This is a genomic window from Novosphingobium sp. BL-S-33 (assembly GCF_056857025.1).
The window spans coordinates 1,135,059-1,158,930 of record NZ_CM166475.1 but is presented as its reverse complement, the minus strand read 5'-3'; the positions used below and the strand labels follow the sequence as shown (position 1 = coordinate 1,158,930).

The 23,872-nt window shown below is 60.1% G+C and carries 20 protein-coding genes and 1 pseudogene; 10 read left to right on the top strand and 11 right to left on the bottom strand.

The annotated features are described in order from the left end of the window. Positions 1-12: 12 nt before the first annotated feature. Both AC1VVM_RS21735 and AC1VVM_RS21730 read right to left on the bottom strand, forming a co-directional pair. Positions 13-1,680 carry a tannase/feruloyl esterase family alpha/beta hydrolase gene (locus tag AC1VVM_RS21735; RefSeq protein WP_482956439.1) on the bottom strand — a complete coding sequence of 556 codons (1,668 nt, stop codon included), beginning with the start codon at positions 1,678-1,680 and terminating at the stop codon, positions 13-15. Between the two features lie 94 nt (positions 1,681-1,774). Next, on the bottom strand, positions 1,775-4,282 hold the full coding sequence (locus AC1VVM_RS21730) for a TonB-dependent receptor (protein ID WP_482956438.1): 2,508 nt from the start codon (positions 4,280-4,282) through the stop codon (positions 1,775-1,777). Between the two features lie 118 nt (positions 4,283-4,400). Here AC1VVM_RS21730 and AC1VVM_RS21725 point away from each other — a divergent pair, with 118 nt between their 5' ends. After that, positions 4,401-5,513: a helix-turn-helix transcriptional regulator gene (locus AC1VVM_RS21725; protein ID WP_482956437.1), complete on the top strand. Its 1,113-nt coding sequence runs from the start codon at positions 4,401-4,403 to the stop codon at positions 5,511-5,513. A 286-nt stretch (positions 5,514-5,799) separates the two neighbouring features. Here the strand turns inward: AC1VVM_RS21725 and AC1VVM_RS21720 are convergent, their stop codons facing one another. The 5 genes and pseudogenes from AC1VVM_RS21720 to AC1VVM_RS21700 form a co-directional block, all read right to left on the bottom strand. Next, entirely contained in the window at positions 5,800-8,199 is a 2,400-nt protein-coding gene (locus AC1VVM_RS21720) for a TonB-dependent receptor plug domain-containing protein (protein ID WP_482956436.1), read from the bottom strand. 62 nt (positions 8,200-8,261) lie between these two features. Then, positions 8,262-8,987: a glutathione binding-like protein gene (locus AC1VVM_RS21715; protein WP_482956435.1), complete on the bottom strand. Its 726-nt coding sequence runs from the start codon at positions 8,985-8,987 to the stop codon at positions 8,262-8,264. 27 nt (positions 8,988-9,014) lie between these two features. After that, positions 9,015-9,668, bottom strand: a complete 654-nt coding sequence (locus AC1VVM_RS21710) for a peroxiredoxin (protein ID WP_482956434.1) — start codon at positions 9,666-9,668, stop codon at positions 9,015-9,017. A gap of 196 nt (positions 9,669-9,864) precedes the next feature. Further along, positions 9,865-10,116 (bottom strand): acyl-CoA dehydrogenase domain-containing protein, encoded by a 252-nt coding sequence (locus AC1VVM_RS21705; protein WP_482957364.1) that lies wholly within the window; start codon positions 10,114-10,116, stop codon positions 9,865-9,867. A 75-nt stretch (positions 10,117-10,191) separates the two neighbouring features. Further along, a pseudogene (locus tag AC1VVM_RS21700) lies at positions 10,192-10,524 on the bottom strand (IS110 family transposase); the annotation flags it as partial. A 314-nt stretch (positions 10,525-10,838) separates the two neighbouring features. Here AC1VVM_RS21700 and AC1VVM_RS21695 point away from each other — a divergent pair. Together AC1VVM_RS21695 and AC1VVM_RS21690 are read left to right on the top strand one after the other, a co-directional pair. Then, positions 10,839-11,708 (top strand): TauD/TfdA dioxygenase family protein, encoded by an 870-nt coding sequence (locus tag AC1VVM_RS21695; RefSeq protein WP_482956433.1) that lies wholly within the window; start codon positions 10,839-10,841, stop codon positions 11,706-11,708. A gap of 99 nt (positions 11,709-11,807) precedes the next feature. After that, complete coding sequence (locus AC1VVM_RS21690; protein ID WP_482956432.1) at positions 11,808-12,977, top strand: FAS1-like dehydratase domain-containing protein; 1,170 nt, start codon at positions 11,808-11,810, stop codon at positions 12,975-12,977. Between the two features lie 208 nt (positions 12,978-13,185). On the opposite strand, the gene AC1VVM_RS21685 is transcribed toward AC1VVM_RS21690, so the two are convergent. Beyond that, complete coding sequence (locus AC1VVM_RS21685; protein ID WP_482956431.1) at positions 13,186-13,413, bottom strand: hypothetical protein; 228 nt, start codon at positions 13,411-13,413, stop codon at positions 13,186-13,188. 477 nt (positions 13,414-13,890) lie between these two features. Here AC1VVM_RS21685 and AC1VVM_RS21680 point away from each other — a divergent pair, with 477 nt between their 5' ends. The 4 genes from AC1VVM_RS21680 to AC1VVM_RS21665 all read left to right on the top strand — a co-directional run bounded on the left by AC1VVM_RS21680 (position 13,891) and on the right by AC1VVM_RS21665 (position 19,821). Then, positions 13,891-14,967: an AraC family transcriptional regulator ligand-binding domain-containing protein gene (locus AC1VVM_RS21680; protein ID WP_482956430.1), complete on the top strand. Its 1,077-nt coding sequence runs from the start codon at positions 13,891-13,893 to the stop codon at positions 14,965-14,967. 393 nt (positions 14,968-15,360) lie between these two features. Next, entirely contained in the window at positions 15,361-18,054 is a 2,694-nt protein-coding gene (locus tag AC1VVM_RS21675; RefSeq protein ID WP_482956429.1) for a TonB-dependent receptor domain-containing protein, read from the top strand. 202 nt (positions 18,055-18,256) lie between these two features. After that, complete coding sequence (locus tag AC1VVM_RS21670; protein WP_482905841.1) at positions 18,257-18,892, top strand: carboxymuconolactone decarboxylase family protein; 636 nt, start codon at positions 18,257-18,259, stop codon at positions 18,890-18,892. 164 nt (positions 18,893-19,056) lie between these two features. Continuing rightward, positions 19,057-19,821 (top strand): SDR family NAD(P)-dependent oxidoreductase, encoded by a 765-nt coding sequence (locus AC1VVM_RS21665; protein ID WP_482905840.1) that lies wholly within the window; start codon positions 19,057-19,059, stop codon positions 19,819-19,821. Positions 19,822-19,927: 106 nt separating this feature from the next. Here the strand turns inward: AC1VVM_RS21665 and AC1VVM_RS21660 are convergent, their stop codons facing one another. After that, positions 19,928-20,185: a hypothetical protein gene (locus AC1VVM_RS21660; RefSeq protein ID WP_482905839.1), complete on the bottom strand. Its 258-nt coding sequence runs from the start codon at positions 20,183-20,185 to the stop codon at positions 19,928-19,930. Between the two features lie 62 nt (positions 20,186-20,247). Beyond that, positions 20,248-20,430: a hypothetical protein gene (locus AC1VVM_RS21655; protein WP_132392689.1), complete on the bottom strand. Its 183-nt coding sequence runs from the start codon at positions 20,428-20,430 to the stop codon at positions 20,248-20,250. An 808-nt stretch (positions 20,431-21,238) separates the two neighbouring features. On the opposite strand from AC1VVM_RS21655, the gene AC1VVM_RS21650 reads away from it, so the two are divergent. Further along, the gene (locus AC1VVM_RS21650) at positions 21,239-21,448 is read left to right on the top strand and encodes a hypothetical protein (RefSeq protein WP_482905838.1); all 210 of its coding nucleotides are present in this window, start codon (positions 21,239-21,241) and stop codon (positions 21,446-21,448) included. A 312-nt stretch (positions 21,449-21,760) separates the two neighbouring features. Here AC1VVM_RS21650 and AC1VVM_RS21645 read toward each other — a convergent pair whose 3' ends face one another. Then, complete coding sequence (locus AC1VVM_RS21645; protein ID WP_482905837.1) at positions 21,761-21,970, bottom strand: hypothetical protein; 210 nt, start codon at positions 21,968-21,970, stop codon at positions 21,761-21,763. A gap of 545 nt (positions 21,971-22,515) precedes the next feature. Here AC1VVM_RS21645 and AC1VVM_RS21640 point away from each other — a divergent pair. Together AC1VVM_RS21640 and AC1VVM_RS21635 are read left to right on the top strand one after the other, a co-directional pair. Further along, positions 22,516-22,836: a DUF736 domain-containing protein gene (locus AC1VVM_RS21640; RefSeq protein ID WP_482956428.1), complete on the top strand. Its 321-nt coding sequence runs from the start codon at positions 22,516-22,518 to the stop codon at positions 22,834-22,836. Positions 22,837-22,944: 108 nt separating this feature from the next. Next, positions 22,945-23,850: a HEPN domain-containing protein gene (locus AC1VVM_RS21635; RefSeq protein WP_482905835.1), complete on the top strand. Its 906-nt coding sequence runs from the start codon at positions 22,945-22,947 to the stop codon at positions 23,848-23,850. Positions 23,851-23,872: the final 22 nt, after the last annotated feature.

The following is a 23,872-nucleotide window of genomic DNA, read 5'->3' as shown; positions in this document are numbered from 1 at the left end:
TCCGCACTCGGATCATTTGCAGGTGTAGCTTTGCGCAAGATCGGGGTCGGAGCCCTGCTTGAGCCTTGCCTGGGCCGGATAGGCACAGATCAGCCGCTGCCGGTTCGGTGCATTGGGAATGCGTCCGACAATACCAGTGGGTGCGCGGCCCTGTTCGACCCAGTCCTGCATCGCCGCCGCAACATTGGAGCCTGGATCGGCTGAAGGTTCTGGCGCCCCATTCTGCCCGAAGTTGGCTGGCCCCGTTCCTCCGAAGCAATGTTGCATGCCAGGCACCATATAGAGGCGCATGGATTGAGCTGCCCAGTTGCTCGCCGCGCGCAATTGCTCGTAATAATCGATCGAAAGCTCCGGCGGCGCCGCTGCATCGCCCCAGCCATGATAAATGATCAGTTTTCCGCCTCTGGCGAAGTATCGCCCAAGATCGGCCCCCGGGTTCAAATCCTTGCCGACCATCTTTTGCAGCCGAGCCGGATCATTCTGGAAGTCGAAACTTTGCACCGTCGCGATCGGGGTGGAGGTAAAGTCCTTGAGCAGAGCTCCTGAGAAAATCGCGTGAAGCCGGGGAGCAGGGCCGGCAAAGATCCAACCATCCCAACCTAGATAAGCCGGGTCTGCGGTCTCCACGCCGGCCGGCAGATAGGCCGGCGCGATCTGTTTGCCGTTTTGATCCTGCGGACCGGCGTAGATCTGCTTCAACGCTTTGAGTTGTGGGTCTGAAAAGCATGATTTGGAATTTGACGTCTTGCACGAGAGCTTACTGAGATCAGGCTTGCAAGCGCGCGGATCCGCGATCAGGCCATCAGTCTGCCCGTCGAGCGCGTCACACTGGCGGACCACTTCATCCCTCAAAAATGCAGCCTGAGAGGCCTTGATCTGAGCGCCTTCCGCCGATTGCGCCCGAACCGTCCACAGCATCGAGGTGGCAAGCTGGGTGAAAGAGGATGCCGGAGCACCAGCGACGATCCCGTCATAATCGTCCGGGAAGCGCGCGGCTTCCATCAGTCCCTGCCGTCCCCCGTTCGAGCAGGACACAAAATAGGAATGATGCGGTGTGCGTCCGAAAAGTTCGAGACTCAAGCGCTTGGCAATGACTGCGGTCTCGTGAATCGCCCTCCATCCATAGTCTCGAACTCTCTCAGGATGGTCTTTGGCCCATCCCGCATCGATGCCGTTTGCCTTGTGGCCCGTATCTGTCGATGCACCTACCTGCCCCGCCTTAATGGCCTGCGCTAGTTCCAAGTACGAGATCGAACCGGCGAAACCGCCATTCCCCGCTCCGTTGAGGCGGCCATCCCATCCTTGAAGCGGGAGCCAGACTTCGAAGCCGATGTCGGATCCTGCTTCAGGGTGAAGGGCGCCTGTAACCCTACAAAAAGCTGGAACATCCTTTACCGGCCCGCCGGTTCCCAAGCCGGAGATCGGCGGAAGAACGGCCCCTTCGACGGGATCACCGGCCTTGAGGCTCTTGGCACTCGTGATCGTGGCATGGTCCCATTTCAAGGAGGCAAGGTTGTCGCAGGCAGTCGGCGACTTGGGAAAATACGCGGTTTCGTGCGGCCCACTTTGTGCGCCCCCACTGCCACTTCGATCCTGCGCAGGTGAAAGGCAACCTGTCGCTGCGGCGCATAGGGCGGTCGTGGTCAACGCAGCCCCGACTAGGTGGCGGCCAAATTTCATGATGGTAGTCACTCCCCAAACAGTGCCCCGGTGCGATCTCACACGATGAATCGCGGGAGATCGCAGGCAATCGTGAATGCTTTGCCGAGTGGATTTAACGAGAACCGAACGCGAAACGTGCGGTCACGCCGAACTCGCGCGGCGGCGTCACTGTCAGACCGGTGTACCCTGACGTCAGCGTGGTCGATGCAACTCCAACCGGTACGCGGAACGTGGGAGCACCAAGAAATACGTCGGTGGGCGACGTGCTGTAGGGCGTCGCATTGCGGGAGACGATCTTCGTCACATTCGTGATGTTCTTGGCATAGGCCGAGATCTCCCAAGCTCCATCAGCACTTCTTATCCCGCCGAAGAGATTCAGCAGACCATAGGCGCCGACATCGTCATAAGGGTTGTTTGGATCGTTTTCTGACTTGCCCTTCCAGGCCAGCAATCCCCGGGCAAATCCGCTGATCCTGTCGTTGATGGGGTGATTGTACTCAGCCCGCACCGATCCGCTCCAGTCAGGCTGGAAGGTCGCACTTTGCCCTCCGCCAGGGCATTGGGCCAACCGTTCGGCACCATAAGCTTGCAGCATCTGGGCGAGAGTCGGCGCAACCGTGTCCGCTATCCCGTCCTGACCAACCGCTCCAGTCGCGTTGATCAGTGCATCGGTGCACGCCAGTAGCGCGTTACCGATTTTGCTTTGCGACCAATTGAATGTTGAGGTGATGCTGAAATGTTCCGAAGGGTTGAATGCGACCTCACCTTCGACACCATTCACGGTAACCGGAACAGCACTGATGAAGTTGAACTGTCCCCGCTCCTCTGCCCCCTGACTATTAACGTTGATGAAATAGACGCCGCTTCCAGCTGCGCGGAAGGGATAGTTTTTGAATTTTTGATGATAGTAAGTAACGTTGAAAAGAACTTTCTTCTCAAACCAGTCAGATTTCAATCCAATCTCGTAGGACTTGGAGGTCTCAGAATCCAAATACAGGTGCGCAAGTTCGTTGGGCGTATAGGGAGCGGTGGTAAAATCGCCGATCGCTTGCACTTGCGGACGCCAGGAGCTCCCGGTCGAGGCGTAGACCATCAAGTCGTCGGTAAACTTGTGCCGGACCGTCGCGTTGTAGATTGTGGTGCTGCTCTTGAAGTCGTTTTCCGATCCCGCCGCCTGTGTGCAGTCAGGATAGACTTCCTTGGTGCAGCCGATGAACAGTCCTGCACTGTCATTGACGTAACGGATATGGCGTAAGCCTCCCGACACTTCGGTGGACTCACCCAGATGTACCGTCAAATTGCCGAAGAAGGATTCCTCCGACCCATTCCCTTTCGGAAGATAAATGTTGGTGTGGTTCACGGAGGGCGGGATCGGCAGCGGGAACGTAATTCCCGGTGCGATCTGCCCATAGAAGCGCAGCACCGTATCGGTAGTCAAAGAAGTCTCGGGCTGGCCAGTCAGATGGAAATATCCGGCGACATAGTCGAACAGGCCCAGAACCCGCTCGTCGTTCTGGAGGCGGACTTCGTGAGTAGTGCCACTCGTTTGGGTGTGCGTCGTCTGACCGACCACTAATGATGGGAAGAAGTTGGCAATGTCTACTACGGTGAAGGGGTCATAGCGCGTGGACGTATGGGAACCGGTGTAGATAAGCTTCTGGCCGGCGAAAGACAGCCCAGCATCCCATCCGAAATACTTGATATGCTGCGCCATTGTCCTGGGATAAGATGAAATCGAGAGCCGGTCAGCCGGCGTGATGGTGCCGTAATCGGGGGCCCCCGCCGTTGGCGTGAAGTTGGGATCGAGTTCATTGAACGACTGAACCTGATCGAAGGAACGGGACTTGCTTTGCAGCGCCTGGTAAATGAAGCCCAACGACAGAAAATCGGTCGGTTCGGCTAGCGCGCTGGCACGGATGGAGCGGGTTTGGCGATACGGGCTGATGTCGCTGTTTACGCTGGATACCCGGTCCCCACGATTTTCATCGCTAAGGCCGGCAATGCGCACGCCAAGCTTGCCCTCCACGATCGGCACATTGATGGCGCCTTGAAAATTCTTGGTATCGGCCGATCCGAGAGTTCCGCCGATGTACCCGCCTGGATTGAACAGGTCCGGCTTGCGTGTCGTGATCGTGATTGAGCCTGACGGAGTTGCGCGTCCTCGTAAGGTACCCTGCGGGCCGCGAAGCACCTCAATCTGGCCAATGTCGTACAGGGCCTGCAAAACGAAGTCCGATCCGACGGGCGAATCGTTCAGGTAATATTGAATCGTGCCGTTATCGCCTGACACGTTCACATCATGATTGACGCCGCGCATCGACGAGCTGGAGCCGATGCCGTTCGCATTTGGAACCAGAGACAAGCCCGGAACAACATTTGTAATCTCACGAAAGTCGCGAATATTCAGCTTCTCGATCGTATCGGAAGTCACCGCATTGACGACCAGCGGCACGTCCTGCAGGTCTTCGTCACGTCGCCGTGCCGTGACAATAATCTCGAGGTCACTCGCCGAAGCCGAACGAGATGCATCCGGAACTGTTTGTGCCTGCTGTGCATATGCCGGTGCAGCCAGTGAAACGACGCTCACGCTCACCATGGCGAGCTGACGAATAGCCCTCATATCATCCTCCCCTATTGATCCGCCTCATGTCGGACGAATTTTGTATTTGAATGTTTTAGGAGGTATGCATGCGCTCTCCATTCCCATCTGGTAATGCCGAGATTGCCGAGTGCCCGAGATGAGCGATCCGAATTTAATTCCTTTGATTTCAGCTATCTTTGACGGAATTTACGAAGACCCACCATGGCAAGGCTTCGTCGATCGCCTGCGTCACCTCACGCGCGCCGACCATGTCATATTTGCAGTCGACCCCCCGGACGAACACTGGTCCAGGATGGGAACAGTCGTTTCAGGCTCCGCCGATCCCAGCGCACTGGAAAGCGCGCTCAGCGGGATGCCAGGACCTGGGGCGATGCCTTGGCGCCAGTCATACCGGGATGGCGAACCCTATTCACTCGACGAATTGGTTCGGACGGCCGAGGGTCGCGGTGACGAGGTAGTCACGCAGTTGCTCGGACTGCATGGCATCGTCGCCGTTCAACACATGCGGGTATGCGAACCGAGCGGCATTGCCGCGTGGCTGACGTTGACACGATCCAAAGGACAGTTCGAGCCCCGAGACGCGACTCTTCTGCGTCACATCGCCCCAACCTTGCGAGGCGCCCTTCAGTGCTTCGTCAGGAGAGAACGAGAGAGTTACGCCTCTGCACTTAACGCCGATGCGGTTCACAGACTGCAATTCGGATGGATCACACTGGACGCCAACGGCACTGTTCTCGATTTCGACAAGCAAGCGGGAGATGTCCTTGCCACATCGAAGGTTTTGCGGCGGGCGCGCGACGGCAGCCTGCGGGCCAGCCAACCGGAAGTGAACGCACGCCTTTGGCAAGCAATTCAGCAAGTTTCCCGCGATCCGAACAGCCGAGCCCACGCAATTTCGTTATGCCGAGAGCCTTGGCTGGACATGTTGATAGTTCCTGCCCGTCGCAAATGGGTCGCTACGCGCCGAGCTCCAGCAGCGATCGCGTATGTCCATGGAGACAACTGGCTACTGGTCGATCGGCAGGAGCAACTGGCGGAACTGTTTGACCTTTCCCCTCGCGAGGCAAAAATGGCACTGGCTCTCAGCCGTGGAATGTCAATTACTGAAGCGGCAGGCGAACTTAAATTGACTGTGGGTTCAGCTCGAATGTATTCAAAGCTGATCTACGCAAAGACTGGTGCTAGAGGCTTACCGGACTTAGTCCGCATCGTCATGCGCAGCGTGCTCGCTATTACGCCGGAACTCTAATCGCCCAAAGGGGCGTATCGATTTTCCGAGCTGTGCGGGGCAATTTTCTAAAAGGATTCATGTATCTGTGCGCAATCGGCCGACGTGAGACTCGATCGTGCGATTTTGGGTGTGTGAACAAATTTCAACCTGAATGACTGTCGGCCACCGCATGCCGCGGGCGAGAATGTCAGCTATCCTGGGTCGCTTAGCCGAAACTGCCGGTCTCTTCACGGCCAAGTAGTGCCTTTCGCATTGCCTTTCTGTCGCGAGAGGCGGAGGCCTGCGCCTCTCGCGACCGGAACGACTACCAGTTCAGCCCGGCCCGCACGTAGAGATAGCGGCCGTTGAAGCCGAAGGGTGAATAGTACGGGAAGCCTACAACACCGGTAGTGTTGAGCGCAGCGGGGACTTCGCGCGGATAGACGTCGAACAGGTTGCTCGCGCCGATCGCCAATTGCGCGCCCTTGGCGGGTTGATAGCGCAGTTCTAGGTCGGTGATCGTAAGCGATCCTGTCCGGTAATCGGCCGAAGCGGTGGTACCGGGCTGGAGCACGTCGCCGTAATAGGTCGCACGCAGTGTGGCGCCCAGTGCACCGTGCGACCAGTCGACAGTGCCCGTCACCTTCTCGCCCGGCGTGCCTTCCTCGATGGTGAGGATACGGCTGCGGGCGAAGAGAGTGGGCGCCGGTTCGAGCACCGATGTGGAGGTCGGCACCTTGGTCACCTTCACGTCGTTGACGTTGCCGGCCAATGTGAGGTCGAAGGTGTGCTCGCCCGCGTGCAGGCGGTAGTGCGCCACGGCATCGATGCCCTTCGCGGTCGAGGCAAGCCGATTGATGAAGAAGCGCGCAGCCGAGACGTTGAAGGGCGCCAGCAATGCCGCGACTTGCGGGCTGAAGCTGGCCTGGATGTTTTCAGACAGACCCAGTTGATCGCGGATATGGATGCGGTAGCCGTCGACCGTAAGGTCGAAGTCGCCGCTGCGCACGACGAAGCCTGCCGAAAGGTTGGTGGACTTTTCCGGTTGCAGCTTCTGTCCGCCCAGCGCCACGGCCACGTCGCTGGTGGACGGATAGGTACCCGTCAGGATCGGTACGCCGTTCTGAACCACCGAGGAGACGGAGGTGAAGTACTGCTGCTGAAGCGAGGGCGCGCGGAACCCGGTCGAGGCGGTGCCACGGATCGCGAAAGCCGGACTGAAATCGTAGCGAAGCGACAGCTTGCCTGTACCCGTCGATCCGAAGTCCGAATAGTGCTCACCGCGCCCGGCAAGGCCGACCAGCAGCTTGTCGGTCACTTGTGCTTCCAGGTCGAGGTAGATGCTCTGGTTGCCGCGATGCCGGTCCACTTCGTTGAGCGGAGAGAAGCCCAGGAACCCTTGCGCGCCCGGCGCCGCGCCCGCGACCGGATTGGCGGCATAGTCGTAGGAGGCCGGCTCGCCCGCCTTGATCTCGAAGCCTTCGCGCCGCGCTTCCGCACCGAACGCCACGTTGAGCGACTGGAACACGTCGAACTTGCGCGAGACGTCCACGCCGCCGACGAGTTGATCGTAGATCAGCGCGCCGTCGTAGAAATCGGTCTGGGATGAGTTGCCATAGCTGTAGTTGGCTGAGTCCAGCGTCCGGAAATCGATCCGGTTGCGCCCGTAGCTGACGTTGACGTCGACGTTCCAGCCGCCCAGATCGCCCTTCAGCCCCAGCGCCGAGTTGAGATCTTTCGAGCGGGTGTTGATGAGCGGCAGGAAGCCGTCGGGATAGATCCCCGAAACAGCCGTGGCCGCACTGGCAAGGCGGGGGAAGGCCGCGCTTTCGCTTTCGCGGTGCTGATAGCCGAGCCAGCCGTAAAGCTGCCAGGTGTCGCCGACCGAGGTGCCGGCATTGGCCCAGAGGCTGTACTGTTCGACCTCGGGATCACCAAAGCGCCCGGTGACGCGGCTGGGCGTAACGCGCGGGTCGAAGTCGGCCCGATTGGTGGGATCGCGGTTCACGTATTCCCCGGAGAGCGTCAGGTACCCTTCTTCGCCGAAGCCGATGCCCTGCCACGCCGACGCGGTGATCGCGCGTTCCCCGGTCACGCTGCGACTGCCGCGCGCGGTGTCGATATCGGTGTCGTAGATGCCGTAAGTCACGTTGGCGCCGCCGCCCGATCGCGCTTGCCGCAGGCGCAAGTTGATGACACCTGCGATGGCGTCCGAACCGTACTGCGCTGAGGCACCGTCACGCAGGACTTCAATGGTCTCCAGCGCCACAGTCGGGATAGTGTTGAGGTCCACCGCCGCTGAACCGCGCCCGACCGAGCCGTTGGTGTTGAGCAGGGCCGCAGTATGGCCGCGCACTCCGTTGATCAGAACCAGCGTCGCGTCGGGCGAAAGGCCGCGCAGCGTTGCCGGGCGAATGGCGTCGGTGCCGTCCACGGCCGAGGGGCGGGGAAAGTCGATGGACGGGGCGATTGCCGCCAGCGCTGCGCCCAGTTCGGTGGTGCCCTGCCTGCGCAGGCTGTTGCCGCTCAGGACATCGATGGGCGAGGCGGAATCGAGGCGCGAGCGGCCTTGTGTACGTGTGCCGGTGACGACGATTTCGGATTGCTGCGTTTGCGCGCTTTGGTTGGCTGGCGCTTCATCGGGGGGGTGTGCCCAGGCCGGGGCCTGGATGGCGACGAGCGCAGTGCTCGCCGTCAGAATGCTGACGGTACGTCTCAAGTTCATGCTCCCTGTGAGAGATTGTTATCGTCGCACTGCCCTCAGCATGGCGACTTTGGGTGGGATTCCTATGGAGATGCTGCGTCGGCGGGCGTCACGCTGGCTGTCGTCTGGCCGAACAGAATCCGCCGCGCTTCTTCGCTGAGCGGGGTTCCGGAATCGGGATTTACCTCGGCCACCAGATCGTAGGCACGCTGCGTTGCGGGGCGGAGCGTGATCACTTCGAACCAGCGCTGCAAGTTCGGAAAATCGTCCAGCGATTGGCCAAGGCGTTGCCACGGCACGATCCACGGATAGCTAGCCATGTCCGCGATCGAATAGACTTCGCCGGCCAGGAACGGGCGATCCGCCAGCCGCTTGTCGAGCACGCCGAACAGGCGGTTCGTCTCGCGCGTGTAGCGCTCGATCGCGTAGGGAATCTGCTCCGGCGCGGCATAGCGGAAGTGGTTGTTCTGCCCCGCCATCGGGCCAAGACCGCCCATCTGCCAGAACGTCCACTGCACCGCCTCACTACGCTCGCGCGGGTCGGTGGAGAGGAATTTCCCGATCTTTTCCGCAAGGTATTGCAGGATCGCGCCGGATTCGAAAACGGCCAGCGGCGGGCCGCCATCGATAGGATCGTCATCGACGATCGCGGGGATGCGGTTGTTCGGCGCGATTGCCAGGAAATAGGGCAGGAACTGCTCACCCTTGGCGATATTCACCGGGGTAATGCGATAGGGCAGCCCGGTCTCTTCCAGAAATATCGTGATCTTGTGACCGTTCGGCGTAGTCCAGTAATAGAGATCGATCATCGTACCAACCCTTTCGCAGCTGAGAGATCAGGCCTCGGGTACCGTTTCGGTTTCCGGTTGGGGGACGAGCCGCAGGTACGGCTTCACGGTCGTCCAGCCCTCCGGGAACAGCGCCGCCGCGGCGGCATCGTCCAGAGAGGGGACGATGATCACGTCCTCGCCCGGCCGCCAGTCGGCGGGCGTCGCCACCTTGTGGCGGTCGGTCAGTTGCAGGCTGTCGATCGTGCGCAGGATTTCCTCGAAATTGCGGCCGGTGGACGCGGGATAGGTCAGCGTCAGGCGCAGCTTCTTCGCCGGATCGATCACCAGCACGGTGCGCACCGTGGTCGTCTCGGAGGCGCCCGGATGGATCAGGTCGAGCAGGGTGGAAACCTTGCGATCATGATCGGCGATCAGCGGAAAGTTGAGCGCGGTGCCCTGCGTCTGCGCAATGTCTTGCGCCCAGTCGTGATGGCTCTCCACCGGATCGACCGAAAGACCCAGAACCTTGACGCCGCGGCGGTCAAACTCGGGTTTTAGACGGGCGACGGTGCCCAGTTCAGTGGTGCAGACCGGCGTAAAATCCTTGGGATGCGAGAACAACACCACCCAGTCCGCACCCGCCCAGTCATGAAAATCAATGCGGCCTTCGGTCGAATCCTGCGAGAAATCGGGAACTGTATCGAAGAGCTTGAGGGACATGGGATCACTCCTTTTGTCTAGGTGCCGTAAAGCGGTCCGTTCCGCGTGCCCTGGGGCCCCGCGAAAATCGGATGGGAAGGGAGAAGTGCCTGACGCTGTCGTCCCGGCGATTGCTGGCCGTCCCGCAGTGAGAACATCTCACGGATCGGAGGCGGCAGCCACATTCTCAACTTATTTACTGGAGAATATGAGTCAATCACAAGATTTGCTTCGGGAAGGGCAACGGATCGTTCTTCGCCGGTATCAGTTTGCCCACTACCTCCTGCGGGCTCTCATCCTCCCAGCGCTTCAACGCACCGGACAGAAGACTGAGTTGGGAAAACACGTCGTCGAACTTGGCAGAAAGCAGTTCGCGTCGCTGCAATTCAACGCCCAGCGTCAGAAAGGATATGTCAGAGGCGACGAGAAGGCAGCTGCAAGCGGCGTCGCATGCAGTATGCAACAGCATACGCACGAAAACAGCTCATAGTCTCTGATCGTGGCCCGAGGAAAACACTTACGGACCGCCAGACCGACCTGTCGGTTTAACCGGCACGAACCGCATCGTCGGGCGCGTTACCGCCTCGCAGATCGCTTCGGCATCAGCTGCGTCATTTTTTCCCCGCTTCACGTAAGGTTTCACATAAACGGGCGGCATAAGTCGGACCTCGTGTCCCAGACCGGTCAGTTCACGCGCCCAATGATGGGAAGTCCCGCAGGCCTCGATGCCGACGAGACACGGCGAAAGCTTCGCGAAGAACGGCAGAACCTGTGCTCGTTTCAGCGCCTTGCGCACAACGACAGTGCCTGCCGCATCAACACCGTGAACCTGGAAAACATTCTTGGCCAGATCGAGGCCGATCGTGGTAATTTCCATGGCGGATGGCTCCTCTGCTCGGGTTCGCATGACAGCAACCCATCTTGGCACTCAGATGCCGTGAGCGGGAGCCATCCACCCTATCCGGAATGGTGCCCTATTCCTCGTCCAAAGACGCTCCGATTGGCGAAATTGACCGATCGCGACACTGCGGGAAGATCGTCCGGGAGATAGTGCGGCGGCAGCCTCGACAGTGATCTGGAGGGCTCGAGCACGAACGGGCAGTATCGCGGAATGAACTTCATGGATGTTTGAAGGCTTGCAAACTCGGCGGCTCCATGCCGTCATTTCAGCAGGACTCCCGCGAGATTTATATGACCCGGTTTGAACTCGAACCCATCACCGAGCGCATTGGCGCCTACGTGCATGTCGCCGCGCAGGACATCCTCAATGAGGGTATACCTGAGAAGATCATGGCCGCGCTGAACACGTACAATGTCCTCGTGTTCCCCGAGGTTCACATGACCGATGACCAGTTTGTCGGTCTTTCGGATTATTTCGGCGAGAAGCACGATCTGGCGGCAACGCAGGACAATTCGGAAACGAGCAAAAAGGGCATCTACCGCATCGAACTCGATGCCCGCGCCAAGGACAAGAACCAGCTCGATTACATCGCCGGGAACGACCTGTGGCACATGGACGGCACGATGTACAACGTGCCGGGCAAAAGCACTCTCCTCAAATGCGAGCGTCCGGCCAGTGAGGGCGGCCACACCGAGTTCGCCAGCCTGTTCGCCGCGTATGAGGCGCTGCCGCAATCCCGCAAGGAGCAGATCGAGGATCTGCGGGTCATCCACTGCATGGAGGCAATCGGCGTCCAGCTTTACGATACGCCCAGTGAGGACGACTTCGCCCGCTGGAATGCGCTGTTCCCGGCCACCGAGCATCCGCTCGTCTGGCATCAGAAGGACGGCCGCACCTCGATGCTCATTGGCGGGACAGCCTATGACATCGGCGGAATGGACCATGCGCAAGGCCGAGCCTTCCTCGACGACCTTCTCGCCTGGTCGACACAGGAGCAGTTCACTTATCTGCACCGCTGGAAGAAGGGCGATATGGTGATGTTCAACAATCCCGGCCTGCTGCACCGTTCGCACCCGTACAATGCGGCATCGGGCCGCATCATGCATCGCACGACCATCAAGGGCACCGAAGAGATCGAAAGCGAACGGGTCGCGAATTGACCCGAGCCCGTATCCAACCGCTTCGGCCGACAGCGACGGTTTTCCGCGCCGCGTAGCCGTAGCCGGTCATTTTCCACTTATTGAACAAGAGGCCCGCACATGAGCGATCCCATCCTCGACTGCTCGGACATCGATCAGTATCTCGGCAAGCCCATTACCTCGTCGCGCATTCGCGAACCCATTGCGAACAATGATATTCGCCGCTGGGCGCATGCGATGCACTATCCCAACCTGCTCCACTACGATCCGACCTTCGCGGAAGGCAGCCGTTGGGGCAGGATCGTCGGTCCGCAGAGTTTCGCATGCGCCATCGACGACGGCATGGGGACCTCACCGGCATGCGTCGGCGGCATCCCCAATTCTCACTTGCTGTTCGGCGGTGAAGAATGGTGGTTCGAGGATCGACGCATCGCTGCGGGCGACTGGGTTCATAACGAACGCATTCCCTTCGACTATGTGGTCAAGGAAACCAAACTGGCCGGGCCGACATGTTTTCAGCGCGGCGATAATTTCTACACGAACCAGCACGGCCAGCTGCTTGCGAAGCAGAGGTCCACGGCAATCCGTTACAATGCCGCTGCTGGCGGCGCGAACGTCAACAGGGACGAATTCGACGAGCCCGAATGGACCGACGAAGAGATCGCCCTGCTGGAAATTCGCAAGCTCGGCTGGATCCGAATGCTTCGCGATCTGGGGCACAAGGAGCGCTGGTGGGATGACATCAGCATAGGCGATCAGTTGCCCGAGCGTGTGTTCGGTCCACACAGCATCGCAAGCTTCTCTACCGAATGGCGTGCCTGGATCATCAACACCTGGGGCGCTGTGCAGGTTCGCAAGATCGACATGATTGCGCTTGGCTTCACGCCAGAAATGGCGGGATGCGAGAATGACCCTGACATGCTGCTTGAAAATCCGGAGATCACCGACGGCGCCTATTACGGCCCATCGCGCGGCCACCTTTTCCCGAAGTTCGCGCGCAAGATCGGGATGCCGCGCGCCTATGGTTACGGGGGCGCGATGGGCGCCTGGGTCGTGGACTATCTTTCGGGCTGGGCAGGAGAATACGGAATGGTGGTCCATTCCGCGGCTAACTTCCGCGGTCCTGCGCTTTCGGGCGATGTTACGATTCAGACGGCGGAAGTGGTCGACAAGACCATCGACGCCGAGGGGCGTCATCTGGTTCACGTCAAACATCATATGGCGAACCAGAAGGGGGTAACCATGGCTACCGGGACGGCTGAAATTCGATTGCCGAAGAAGCCGGGCTGACACGGTTGCTGCGTTGCAGGCGGTCTCGGGAGTCAATCTCGAGACTGCCTGTGGGCTCCACGGTTTGTGACTTCAGACGTCCGCTCACGCGCAATTCAAGCAGGAAGGCCCGGCGAAGGTTGTTTGCCATTTACGCCATTATCTGCAGTGCCAACGGTTGGAACAACCCAGCGTCGCAACGAACACGTAGACGCGCACCGTCTATGCTTCAACGCACGCGCTTCTCGCTGAAATCAATCGGAAGCTGATGACCTGGCGGTGTCTCAAAACGCGTCGTGCCCCTGGCTTCGGCAGCAAGCTGCTGAAGACATCCTGCCGCAACGCGCTCGACCGTGCGCCGGCTGACTGCGAAACCCAACTTCTCGCAGCAGACCCTGACGAACAACGTCGGCATTACGGCGATGGCGGAAGAAACGCTCTTGTGGCCGTTCTTCATGGCCGACCAGCTTCCCAATCGTCGCTCGGCGTTGGCAGGGCTGTCATCGCCTCGCGCTCAAATACTGCTCACGGTCGTGCGGGACCAGCACAACTCGCGCGCCAGGCGCTTGTTCCCCCAACCAAGCTTACTCAGCCTCAGCATCGCTGTAATCTCGTCCGGCTCAAGCATTGCTTCCCACCACAATGCAACCGCGGAGTCTGTCGCATCACACTTCATCATCTTTCCCTTTCTTCTATCGCAGGGGGGCAGTTTCAGTGAGGAGAGGGGGCCAGTTTTGCACGTCGCCTGACAGCGGGCTCGTTACATCACATCGGGCGGCCGAAGCCGCGGGTCTGTAATTGGCTTGCACACCCGACCCCAGGTTTGTCGATGCGACGCCGTTGACTGAAAAGGACGAAGTTTGCAGCCTCAGTTTCTCGGAATTTCGCAAATATTTCTCCAAGTAAGCGAGGCCTGCGTGGGCGAGAAACATCGATGATAACAGAAGACATTGACGGATCGGACTTCGAGAGATTGAATGCGCCGCTGCTGCGTCACTTTACGGTCCTCGTCACGGAACTGGGCGGTGATCTGCCAGCATTGTTGTACGAGGCGGGTATATCCACCCATAGCTTCTCGGAATGCTCGGGGGGTCTGACCTATACGCAGGCGATTCGTCTGCTCGATATCGCCTCCCGGCGAGTCGAATGCCAAGATTTAGGCATGCGGCTTGCGTTGCGACAATGTGGGGGCGCCGGTTTTGGCACTCTCGGCAATGTTATGCGCAATTCGAAAACTTTCGGCGACGCCCTCAGGTCGGCCAGCGAACATTGCCGCGCGCACAGCCGGGCCGCTCGGGTCTGGCTTTCCAGCGACACCGAACATTCGACGACGTTTGCAGGCCATGAATTGCTGCTCAGCGATACGGCCAATCGGGCGCAGCTTATCGAGCAGATCTTGCTTATCGGTCACCTTGAAGCATTGGAAATGACCGGCGGATTTTCAAGAGCGCGGCGAGTGCATTTTCGCCATGAGCCGGTATCTTCACCTGCTCTGTATAGGCGCAATTTCGGATGCGATGTCCTGTTCGGAGAACCGGCCGACGGCATCACTTTCTCTTCCGAGGACCTGAGCCACCACGTCATCAATCAGGACGCCTACGTCTACCGGGACATGATCCGCCATCTGGAAGAGAACTTTCCGAAGCGCGGGCTTCCCGTCGACGCGGAAGTGCGGGGACTGGTGCTTCGTTCGTTGGCTATGGGGGACAGCTCGAGCGACAGTGTGGCTCAGGCACTGAACCTCAACCCTCGAACGCTGCGGCGAAGGCTTCGGCAGGAAGGCGTAAGTTTTCAGGAACTTAAGGACGAGGTTCGCCGCGAGCTCACGCGCTATTATCTTGAGCGAACAGATCTCGAATTTCGCGAGATTTCCGAAAAACTGGGGTTTGCGGAACAGTCGATTTTCTCTCGAAGTTGTAGGCGTTGGTTCGGAAAATCACCCACGGAATTCAAAAGCGCATTGTGTCCGCGCGATGAGCCTGTCCGGAAAGGTCAAGCCAAATGCGGATGAGTTGGCGCATGCTCCACCCAATGAGAACATAAACTGTGCGTCGGACGAAGTCGTCCGGCTCTCGGATCAAGGGAGGGAGAGCAGGGTGCGACTGCAATCCCCTATGCACACGACAATCATGAGCTCGGCCTGGCGCTGAGCTCTGGCTGTCCATTATGACCGGCCGTGCTGCGATGCACGGCGCGATGGGCCGTGAGCAGGGGAAATCAGCCAAATCCTGAACTCGTCCCGAGGAATCGAGGACGAAAGAACGAGTCCAAATCAAGGCGTCTTGTTGCCTCGATCGGCCGCAAAGGTCGGCGAGTCGGATCTAACTGGGAGGAAAAATAAGTGGCAAGAATGTACAAGTATTCGGCCCGTCGATTTGCGCTTGGGGTGGCATCAATTGCTGTCATGCCGACTGCTACGCTGGCGCAGACCGATGCCCCGCAGCCCGCGCCGGACCAATCGGCTGCCGAGCAGGTAACAAGCGAGCCGATCGTTGTGATCGGCACGCTCATCCGCGGCATTGCTCCAGCCGGTAACAATGTTATCGACGTCGACACTGATCGAATCCAAGCGACGGGCGCTGCCTCGACCAGCCAGGTCCTCAGCACAATTCCGCAAGTCGGCAACTTCTTCAATGGACTCCCAGCGGGCGTCTCGCAGCAGCCCGGGGCCAACACCAGCAACCCCATCAACCGCCCTAACCTGCGCAATCTGCCGGGTGCAAATACGAGTGGCGGTGCGCAGACGCTTGTCCTCTTTGACGGTCAGCGCGTCGTCGGTGCCGGCATTCAGCAGGTCGCCGTCGATCCCGACATTATCGCCCCGGGCGTGATCCAACGGGTCGAGGCGATGACGGACGGCGGCTCGGCAGTTTATGGCTCGGACGCGCTTGGAGGCGTGATCAATTTCGTCACCCGCGATCGTTTCAACGGTGTGCAGGTCGACGCCCGATACGGCATCGGCGAGGACTATCAGTCGGTCGATGCAAGTGCGATTGCCGGCAAGGACTGGGGGTCAGGTGGCCTCTACGTCGCATACGGCTATTCCCATCACGACAGCGTGTTCGGCTCCGATCGGGACTGGGTGAAGCAGGTCGACTGGAACACCAATATTCCGACTGGTCGCAACTGCGCCGAGCCCAACGTGACTGTCGGCGGAAGGTCCTACATCCCATCCGGATCCGGTATTGTGGCGGGAGGCCCCAATGTCTGCGATTTCTCGGATCCCGTCGCCATCTATCCGACGACGACACTGCACACTGTCTTCGCCCGGCTCAACCAGCACCTTTCCAGCAATGTCCGCTTCGACATGACGGCTTTGTACGCCAATCGCTCGATCGATCAGATTGGCGGTACGTTGGGGACGGGCGCCCTTGGCACGGGCGCAGCGGGTCAGGCGACCCTTACCAGCGCTTCGCCGTTCTATCGCCCGACGGGCGATGCCAACGCGGGTCTGCCTCAGGTCGTCAAATACGACTACAGCCCGCTTTACGGAACCCGTTCGGCGACGCAGGAAACCGATCTCGAGACATGGCGTGTGGCGCCTTCGCTCTCGGTCGAACTCGGCTCAGATTGGGAATTCAGCGGCCTGTTCAGCTACGGCCTGTCGACGACTTCGTTCAGCAACGCCCAGATCAGCGCAGCGGCCCAATCGGCAGCTCTCGCGGCCGGCACACTCAACCCTTACGACGTGGGCTCGACCGCTCCGGGCGTCGCCTCCGGATTGCTCCGCTACGCCACGGGTACCGGCCGGAACGAATTGTTCGACTACCGGGCCATCGTCAACGGGCCGGTGTTCGCGCTTCCCGGCGGCATGCTGCGTGCCGCCGCGGGCTATGAGCACATGCAGGACAACTTCACACGGCGTACGTCGAATGCCTCGACTTATGCCCTGCAGGATCCGACGAACTATACCCAGAAGGTAGACTCGGTCTTCGGGGAGCTGTCCATTCCGATCGTCAGCGACGACAATGCCATGCCGTTCCTCAACGAGCTGACACTCTCGGCATCGGCGCGGTACGACAAGTACAACGACTTCGGCGACACCTTCAATCCGAAGTTCGCGGCAACCTTGCGCCCGGTCGAGTGGATCGCGATCCGAGGAAACTGGGGCAAATCCTTCACCGCGCCTTCGCCGGTTGATCAGCTTGGCGTTCTGGCGTCCTCGGTGGCGACAGTGCCTGCGGCATTCCTGCGCACACCGCCCGGGGTCACCGCAGGTCCCGGTGAAATCGGCCTGTTCGTCTCGGGTACGGCTCCGGGCATCCAGCCGCAGAAGGCGACAAACTGGTCGATCGGCGCACAGATCGATCCGCCGTTCGTGCCCGGGCTCACGCTGAATGCGAGCTATTACAACATCGACCTTACCGGCACGATTGGCCGTCCGGTGACCGGCGCGGATCTCAGCGATTACTATGCCAACTTCCCGCAGCTCTACGCAGTTCGTCCCAGCGGCCAGGAGCTTGCAAACTACCTTACCCAGTTCGATCCGGCCAATTTCAACTTCACCGTTGCGAACCCTACGTCGACCAGTCAGGCGATTATCACTTCGGGCGGCACGAGTTCCCCGGTTCTTGTCGCGCTCGACACGCGGGCAAGAAACCTCGGGACCGCAAAGCTCGACGGGATCGATTTTTCGGCAAACTATGTGCTCGACACCAGCTTCGCCTCGTTCGACGCGAGCGTTGCGGGCAACTACCGGCTTTCGCAGAAGTCGCAGGCGCTTCCTTCGCTGCCGGTCGCCGACGATTTGGCGTTCAATACCCCGGTATTCCGCATCCAGGGCACCTTGGGCACGCGGGTCGGCGGCCTTCGGGCGCAGATCACCTGGAACCACACCTCGGGTTACAAGCGAGGTACGGTCGAATTCGGTCAGACCCGGGTATCCGCCTTCGACGCAATCAACTTGTTCTTCAAGTACGACGTGAAATCCAAGTCTGTCTGGGCAAGCGACTTGTCCTTCACGCTGAACGTCCAGAACCTGTTTGACGCGGCGCCGCCCGAGTTCCGCTCGGCTGCCGGGCAGGGCTACGATACCACACAGGGAAGTGCTTTCAGCATCGGCCGCATCGTCCAGCTTGGCGTGACCAAGAAGTTCTGATGGTATGTCGGACCGCACGACCCGCAATGGTCGGGCGGTCCGCGGCCTGCTTCCTCAGTAGCGATGTGTGGTTTGCGTCATATCTTTGTTCCAGCAATTCTGGATGGACCCACGGCCGGTTCGATACGCTTGTCGCCATTCCGGGCGGAAGCGCTTGCCAGTAGCATTTGAGCGGGGTTTCTCGGTTTCAGGAAAGGCCACAATGAACGACTACCGCATTCAATCCGGTCCGACGCATTTCGACATCGATGCACGCGATGCGCAAGTTTCGGGAAATCCCCGCATCGCCCCGTTGGACCCGCACGAGTTTACCGATGAGGCACGGCAGCTGATCGCGGAGACTTTCTCCAAAGTCGAAGCCATCGACACGTCGGACATTCCATCCATCTTCGGCATCATGTTCAAGCATCCCGGGCTATACCGGGCTCAGTTGCAATTGGGCAACGAACTTGGCCGGGGCGGCTGCATCCCTGCGCGCGAACGAGAACTGGCGGTGCTGCGGGTCGCGTGGCTGTCGCGAACGCCCTACGAATGGGGGCAGCACCTCGTATATGGCAAACAGGCCGGACTTTCGGACGTGGAAGTCGAGCGCGTCACCCAAGGGTCGAATGCTGAGGGCTGGGATGACTTCGATCGGGCAATCGTGCGCGCGGTGGAGGAGCTGATGGGTGACTACGCCATTGCCGACGCCACGTGGGAGGTGCTGGCCAGTCGCTGGAGCGAACCGCAACTCATGGAATTACCAGGCCTTGTCGGACAATACGTTATGGCTGCGATGGTATTCAACACAATGCGCTTCGACCTGCTGGAGGGAAACACCGGATTGCGCAGGCGCTGAGAGCCGCAGGCTCGATCGATTTCCCAATCATCCCATCGCGCTGGCGCTGAAAAAGCGGGGCCGGTGGCCTGAAGGCGCAGGTGCATACATTGTCGCCTTCGCGGACAAGCACCGGCAGCTTTTGCATCCGGCGAAAAAATGCACTCACCCCGAGGAGAGAACAGATGAAAATGATCCCCGCACCGCTTAACGGAAAAGTCGCCGTCGTCACCGGCGCTGGCTCGGGCATGGGGCGGTCGATCGCTGAGCGCTTCGCTCGCGACGGCGCCAAAGTGGCGGTATGGGATATCAATGGCGATGCCGCAGCCGAAACCGCCAAGGGCATCACCGATGCTGGCGATGTCGCCATCGCCCTCGCCGTCGATTGCGCCGATGAGGCCGCGATCAAGGCGGCAGCGGATGAGACCCGAGCCGCGCTCGGCCCGATCGACATTCTAGTCAACAATGCCGGTATCGGCCCACATGTCCGGTATTTCGACCAGGACGTGGCCATGTGGGAGGAGATGCTCCGCATCAATCTGACCGGACCGCACTTGTGCATCCGCGAGATGCTGCCCGCGATGCTGGATGCCGGGTGGGGCCGGGTCATCAACATCACATCCTCCTCGACTCAGAGCGGTTCGCCTAGCCAGGCGCATTATGTCGCCAGTAAAGGCGGCTTGCTCGGACTGACCAAGGCGTTGGCCCTCGAATTCGGCAAGAGCGGCGTCACATTCAATATGGTCCCTCCAGGGTCCATCGACACGCCCATGCTGCGCCGCGCGACAACGCTCGATATGGAAGCATTTGGAAAGACCATCCCGGTCGGCCGTCTGGGGGTTGGCGAGGACATCGCTGCCGCTTGTGCCTACCTCGCTTCGCCCGACGCTGGTTACATCACCGGCCAGACCATCAGCGTCAATGGCGGCAGATACATGGGGTCTGCCTGATTGCGCAGACCCCTGTCCGGCAGGATATTTGGTGGATTCTGACCGCGGTCAAGCGCAGTGTTGGATGCTGAACGAACTCTCCCTGTCACTTCCGATCAACGAGTTGTCAGCAGGCCGAGCGCGGCTCCGCTGTTCGTTCGGCGATCTTGTGCTGGGTAATGAGCGGATTTTCCTGCCGACCCATCGTCCAGTTCTTTCCCAGCCGTACAGTCGCATTGGGCGCGCACCAGATCTCACCCGAACTGTCGAGCGCGGTGACCCAGATCAGGTTATGTTCCTGGCCGTAGTCGATGATCCCGATCGCATAGCCGTCGCCTTTGCCAAGAACGTGCAGGGGAACAGTGGGGTTGAGCTGCGTAAACATGCGGCGAAACTCTCCAGGAATGACCGGGCCGGCGCGACGGGCGCACGCCGGCCCGTCGTGGCTTATTCGCTCTTGTCGGTGCCCGGCTTTGAGGTCTTCGGCGCCTTGCCGTCCTCGACCCGGCCTTCGTTGCGAAGATCGCGACCTTCTTGGGCCTTCTTTTGCGCCTCGGGCGACTTGCCGTGCTCGTTCATCTCTTCCTTGATGTAGCCGGCAGCTTCCTTGGCCTTGCCTTCGATGCTCATGGTTCTCTCCAAAGTACACATCCAACGCTCTTGCGTGGTGTATACTAATTGCACGAGAAACGATTTGGCTCCTGTGAACAAAAGTGATCATTTCGCCGTGCTATATTCATCGATAACTAAGTATTTTAGGGTGTCTCGGGAACTTTTTTGAATTGTTCCGGAGTTGGTCAGCGGTCAGCGGGTAACGGCCAATGGTCAACGGGATGCGCTGGCGTGCGATGCATCCGTCTGAGGCGCCGGGATCAACAGGCTTGTCACACAAGCCGTGCCGATGTGCGGCGATCGGCGGGACGGATGGGTTTCAGCCTCTTGGACGGCCGGATTAGCGGGCAGAATGGGTAGTGCTCCCCCGCGCCTGAGGCGCGAACGCGCTCTATGCCGCGCGCGGACGGGCTGAACGCCCGGTTTTTCCGTGCACACGGCACCGAGCCCCTTCGGGTCTCGTCCTTGCGGCCACGATCGCTGGCGCTGCGAGGGCACGCCTTCGGCGCGCTACCCTGCAAACCGAGTCCGAACAGGTGGTGGATGAGGTCGGTGAGGGTTCGGCGCAAGATTACGATTCGCGTGTGACCCATGGCGCTGGGCCCGAGGAGCGTGAAGAGGATGCGGGGCCGGAAGGCGATCGGCAAGCAGCCTGAATAAATGATGGGAGGCGGGCACCCCGCCTCCCATTCATCCGCTTGACCGGACGCGAAATTTTTGCGGGGAGCCCGCGCCCTGAAAGGCGCGGGCTCCCCGCTGATACCAAAAGTACATTGCCGCAAGTCCAGCCTGGTGGCACGGCCTTGGGTGAGGGAAAAAAACGGCCATGACTGCACTTCAAGCCATCGAGAAACTCGTGTCCCGGCTTTCGCCAGAGCCGGTCTGCGACGACTGCATCGCGCAGACGCTCGGGCTTTCGCCATGCGAGCATACCGAACAGGCTGCGCGCGAACTTCTCGGAGCCGGCGGCTTTGAGCGCAGCAAGGATGTCTGCAGTCTGTGCGGCGAGACGCGCCTCGTCACGCGGCAGCGGTGACGAACAACCGAGGCATCACGCGGCAGCAGTGACGATTGCCGAAGCTTCATCCGGTGATGACGTTTCGGGCCGAAACGACCGCCGAAACGACCGCCGAAACGACCGCCGAAACGACCGTCGCGGCTGTGTGCATTATGCCTCGTTTCGGGAACGCCCTGTCGCCACCTTGTTGCCGTACTGGGCAGAGCCGCTAGGCGCTCGGGCGCGGCCCGGTGCCCCCCATTCAGGGCCGCGAGCCACTTTGTGGGGGGACCGTCTCACCGCCCCCCGAGGCGGTCCCTTTACGAACCCGCCATTCGGCATTTGCCGCGATCAGAACGCATATTGATTGAAACTTGCGGCTACTTCGGCCGGCTTGCGGATGGTGCAGAGCTTCATTGCCCCTTCCCAGAGTTCGGCGCTGCGGCGCGCCGCCTCGCGGTGCGCGATGATGAGCGCTCCCATCAGATCTTCGGCCTTGAATTCGAGGCGCCGGGCGACGCCATGTCCATCATCGCTAAAGCTCAGCGTGTAGATCTTCATCCGCTTCCTCCAACCTGCCCCCAGGTATTTGCAGCGTATTGGTGCCTGCGGGTTTCGATACTTTCGGAGTGCATGAGTGATGAGCCGGTTTGCGTTGGAACGTTTCGCGCGAAAGCCGGTCTGCCGCGTTTTGCTTTTGAGTACTCCGATTTCTCCGAACGACTTCATGCGACACCGGTTTCCTTGAAAGAGCGTTCATTTTTTGTAAGATTCGCTGGGCTTTGGCGGCCTTCTGAAAGCTTGGGCTGCTGGCGGCGATCCTGCGCTGCATTGGGGATCACCCGGGCATCGACCTCGGCCCATTCCGGCTGGCAAGGGCAGCGACCTGGAACAGTCGCGCCCCCGCAAAACCATCGCGCCCCGCTTATTTCCCCGCCCGCCGGAGGCGGTCTCCTCGCGCCCGCTTGCGCGTTCAAATAAGCTCGTCGCTCCGGTCCGGCACTAAAGCTGCCGGCCTTCGGTTCGCGGAGGCGCTGCAACTGTCCCCTTGGTCTGCCCATCGCCCGGAAATGGTCCGGAGCGAGCAATACCAAGGAGATCATGAAATGCCCGCAATCGGATATGTCACCCGCGATGGCCACAGCTTCAAGGGCCAGCTTAGCACCCTCTCGATCCGCGCCGAAATCGAGATCGCTCCCAACTCCCGCAAGACCTCCGATGCACAGCCCGATTACCGGGTAACGTCCTCCGGCGTCGAAGTCGGTGCCGGCTGGCTGCGCCGCAGCGAGGCGTCCGGCAACGACTACGTGTCGCTGAGTCTTGCAGCCCCGGAATTCGGGCCGCGCCGGCTCTACGCCAATCTCGGGCGTGCTGCCGGGCAGGATGATGAAGACAGCTACGCCATCATCTGGAATCCGGCCGACTGACCGCTCGGACTGGCACCTTCCCCGCGCCGGAAACGGCGCGGGGATTTCCTGGCGGATGCGCAAAACGAGTGTTGTCCTTACCCGGAACTCGTCTAGAATCAGCCGATTATGAAGTCGGATCTCGATCACCTTCCAGAAGAAAAGCGCCGCGACCTGAAGCGCGTGGTGGAGATTGTCTTCGCTGAATTCGAGGATGTCCTGGGGCTCGCCACGCAGGGCTGGAAGAAGCAGGGACGGATCATGAAAGTGATCCTCTACGGCTCCTATGCGCGCGGCGACTGGGTCGCGGATCCCGTCGGCCGGTACTATTCCGATTACGACATCCTTGTCGTGGTGAACGACGAACGCCTCGCGGATGAGGCCGAATACTGGGGAAAGGCGAAGGATCACCTCAACCGGGCATACGACATCATGAATTTGATCTCGGCGCCGGTCGGCCTGACCGTCCATTCGATGGCGGATGCGAACTTCCAGCTTTCGCGTAGCCGACCGTTCTTCGTCGATGTCGTGCGTGAAGGCATCGTGCTGTACGAGCTTGAGGCCCAGCAGTTCGAATTGCCCAAGCCACTCGATACCGCTGTGGCACACATCGAGGCCGAGAACCATTTCAAGCAGTGGTACAGCACCGCGCAGCAGTTCCTGGTACTTGGAAAACTCGGCATCGCCGGCGGAATGAGCAACGTAGCCGCATTCCAGCTCCACCAAGCCACAGAGAACTTCTACCACACAGTGCTGCTGGTCCTGAAACTCTACAGCCCCAAGTCGCATAACCTGAAGTATCTACGCGGGCGAGCAGAGGACATCGCCCGCGACCTGATCCCGATCTGGCCGCGCGATACCAAGTTCGCCAATCGCTGCTGGGAACTGCTCTATCAGGCCTACGTCAAGGGGCGGTACTCGCCGCATTACGTCATCCGCGACGTGGAACTCGAGTGGCTGGTCGAGCGCATCGAACTGCTCGAAACCGAAGTCAAAGCGATCTGCGAAAGGCATCTGGGCAAGTCGCTGGATTAAAAAACGAACACCTGCTGGGGGT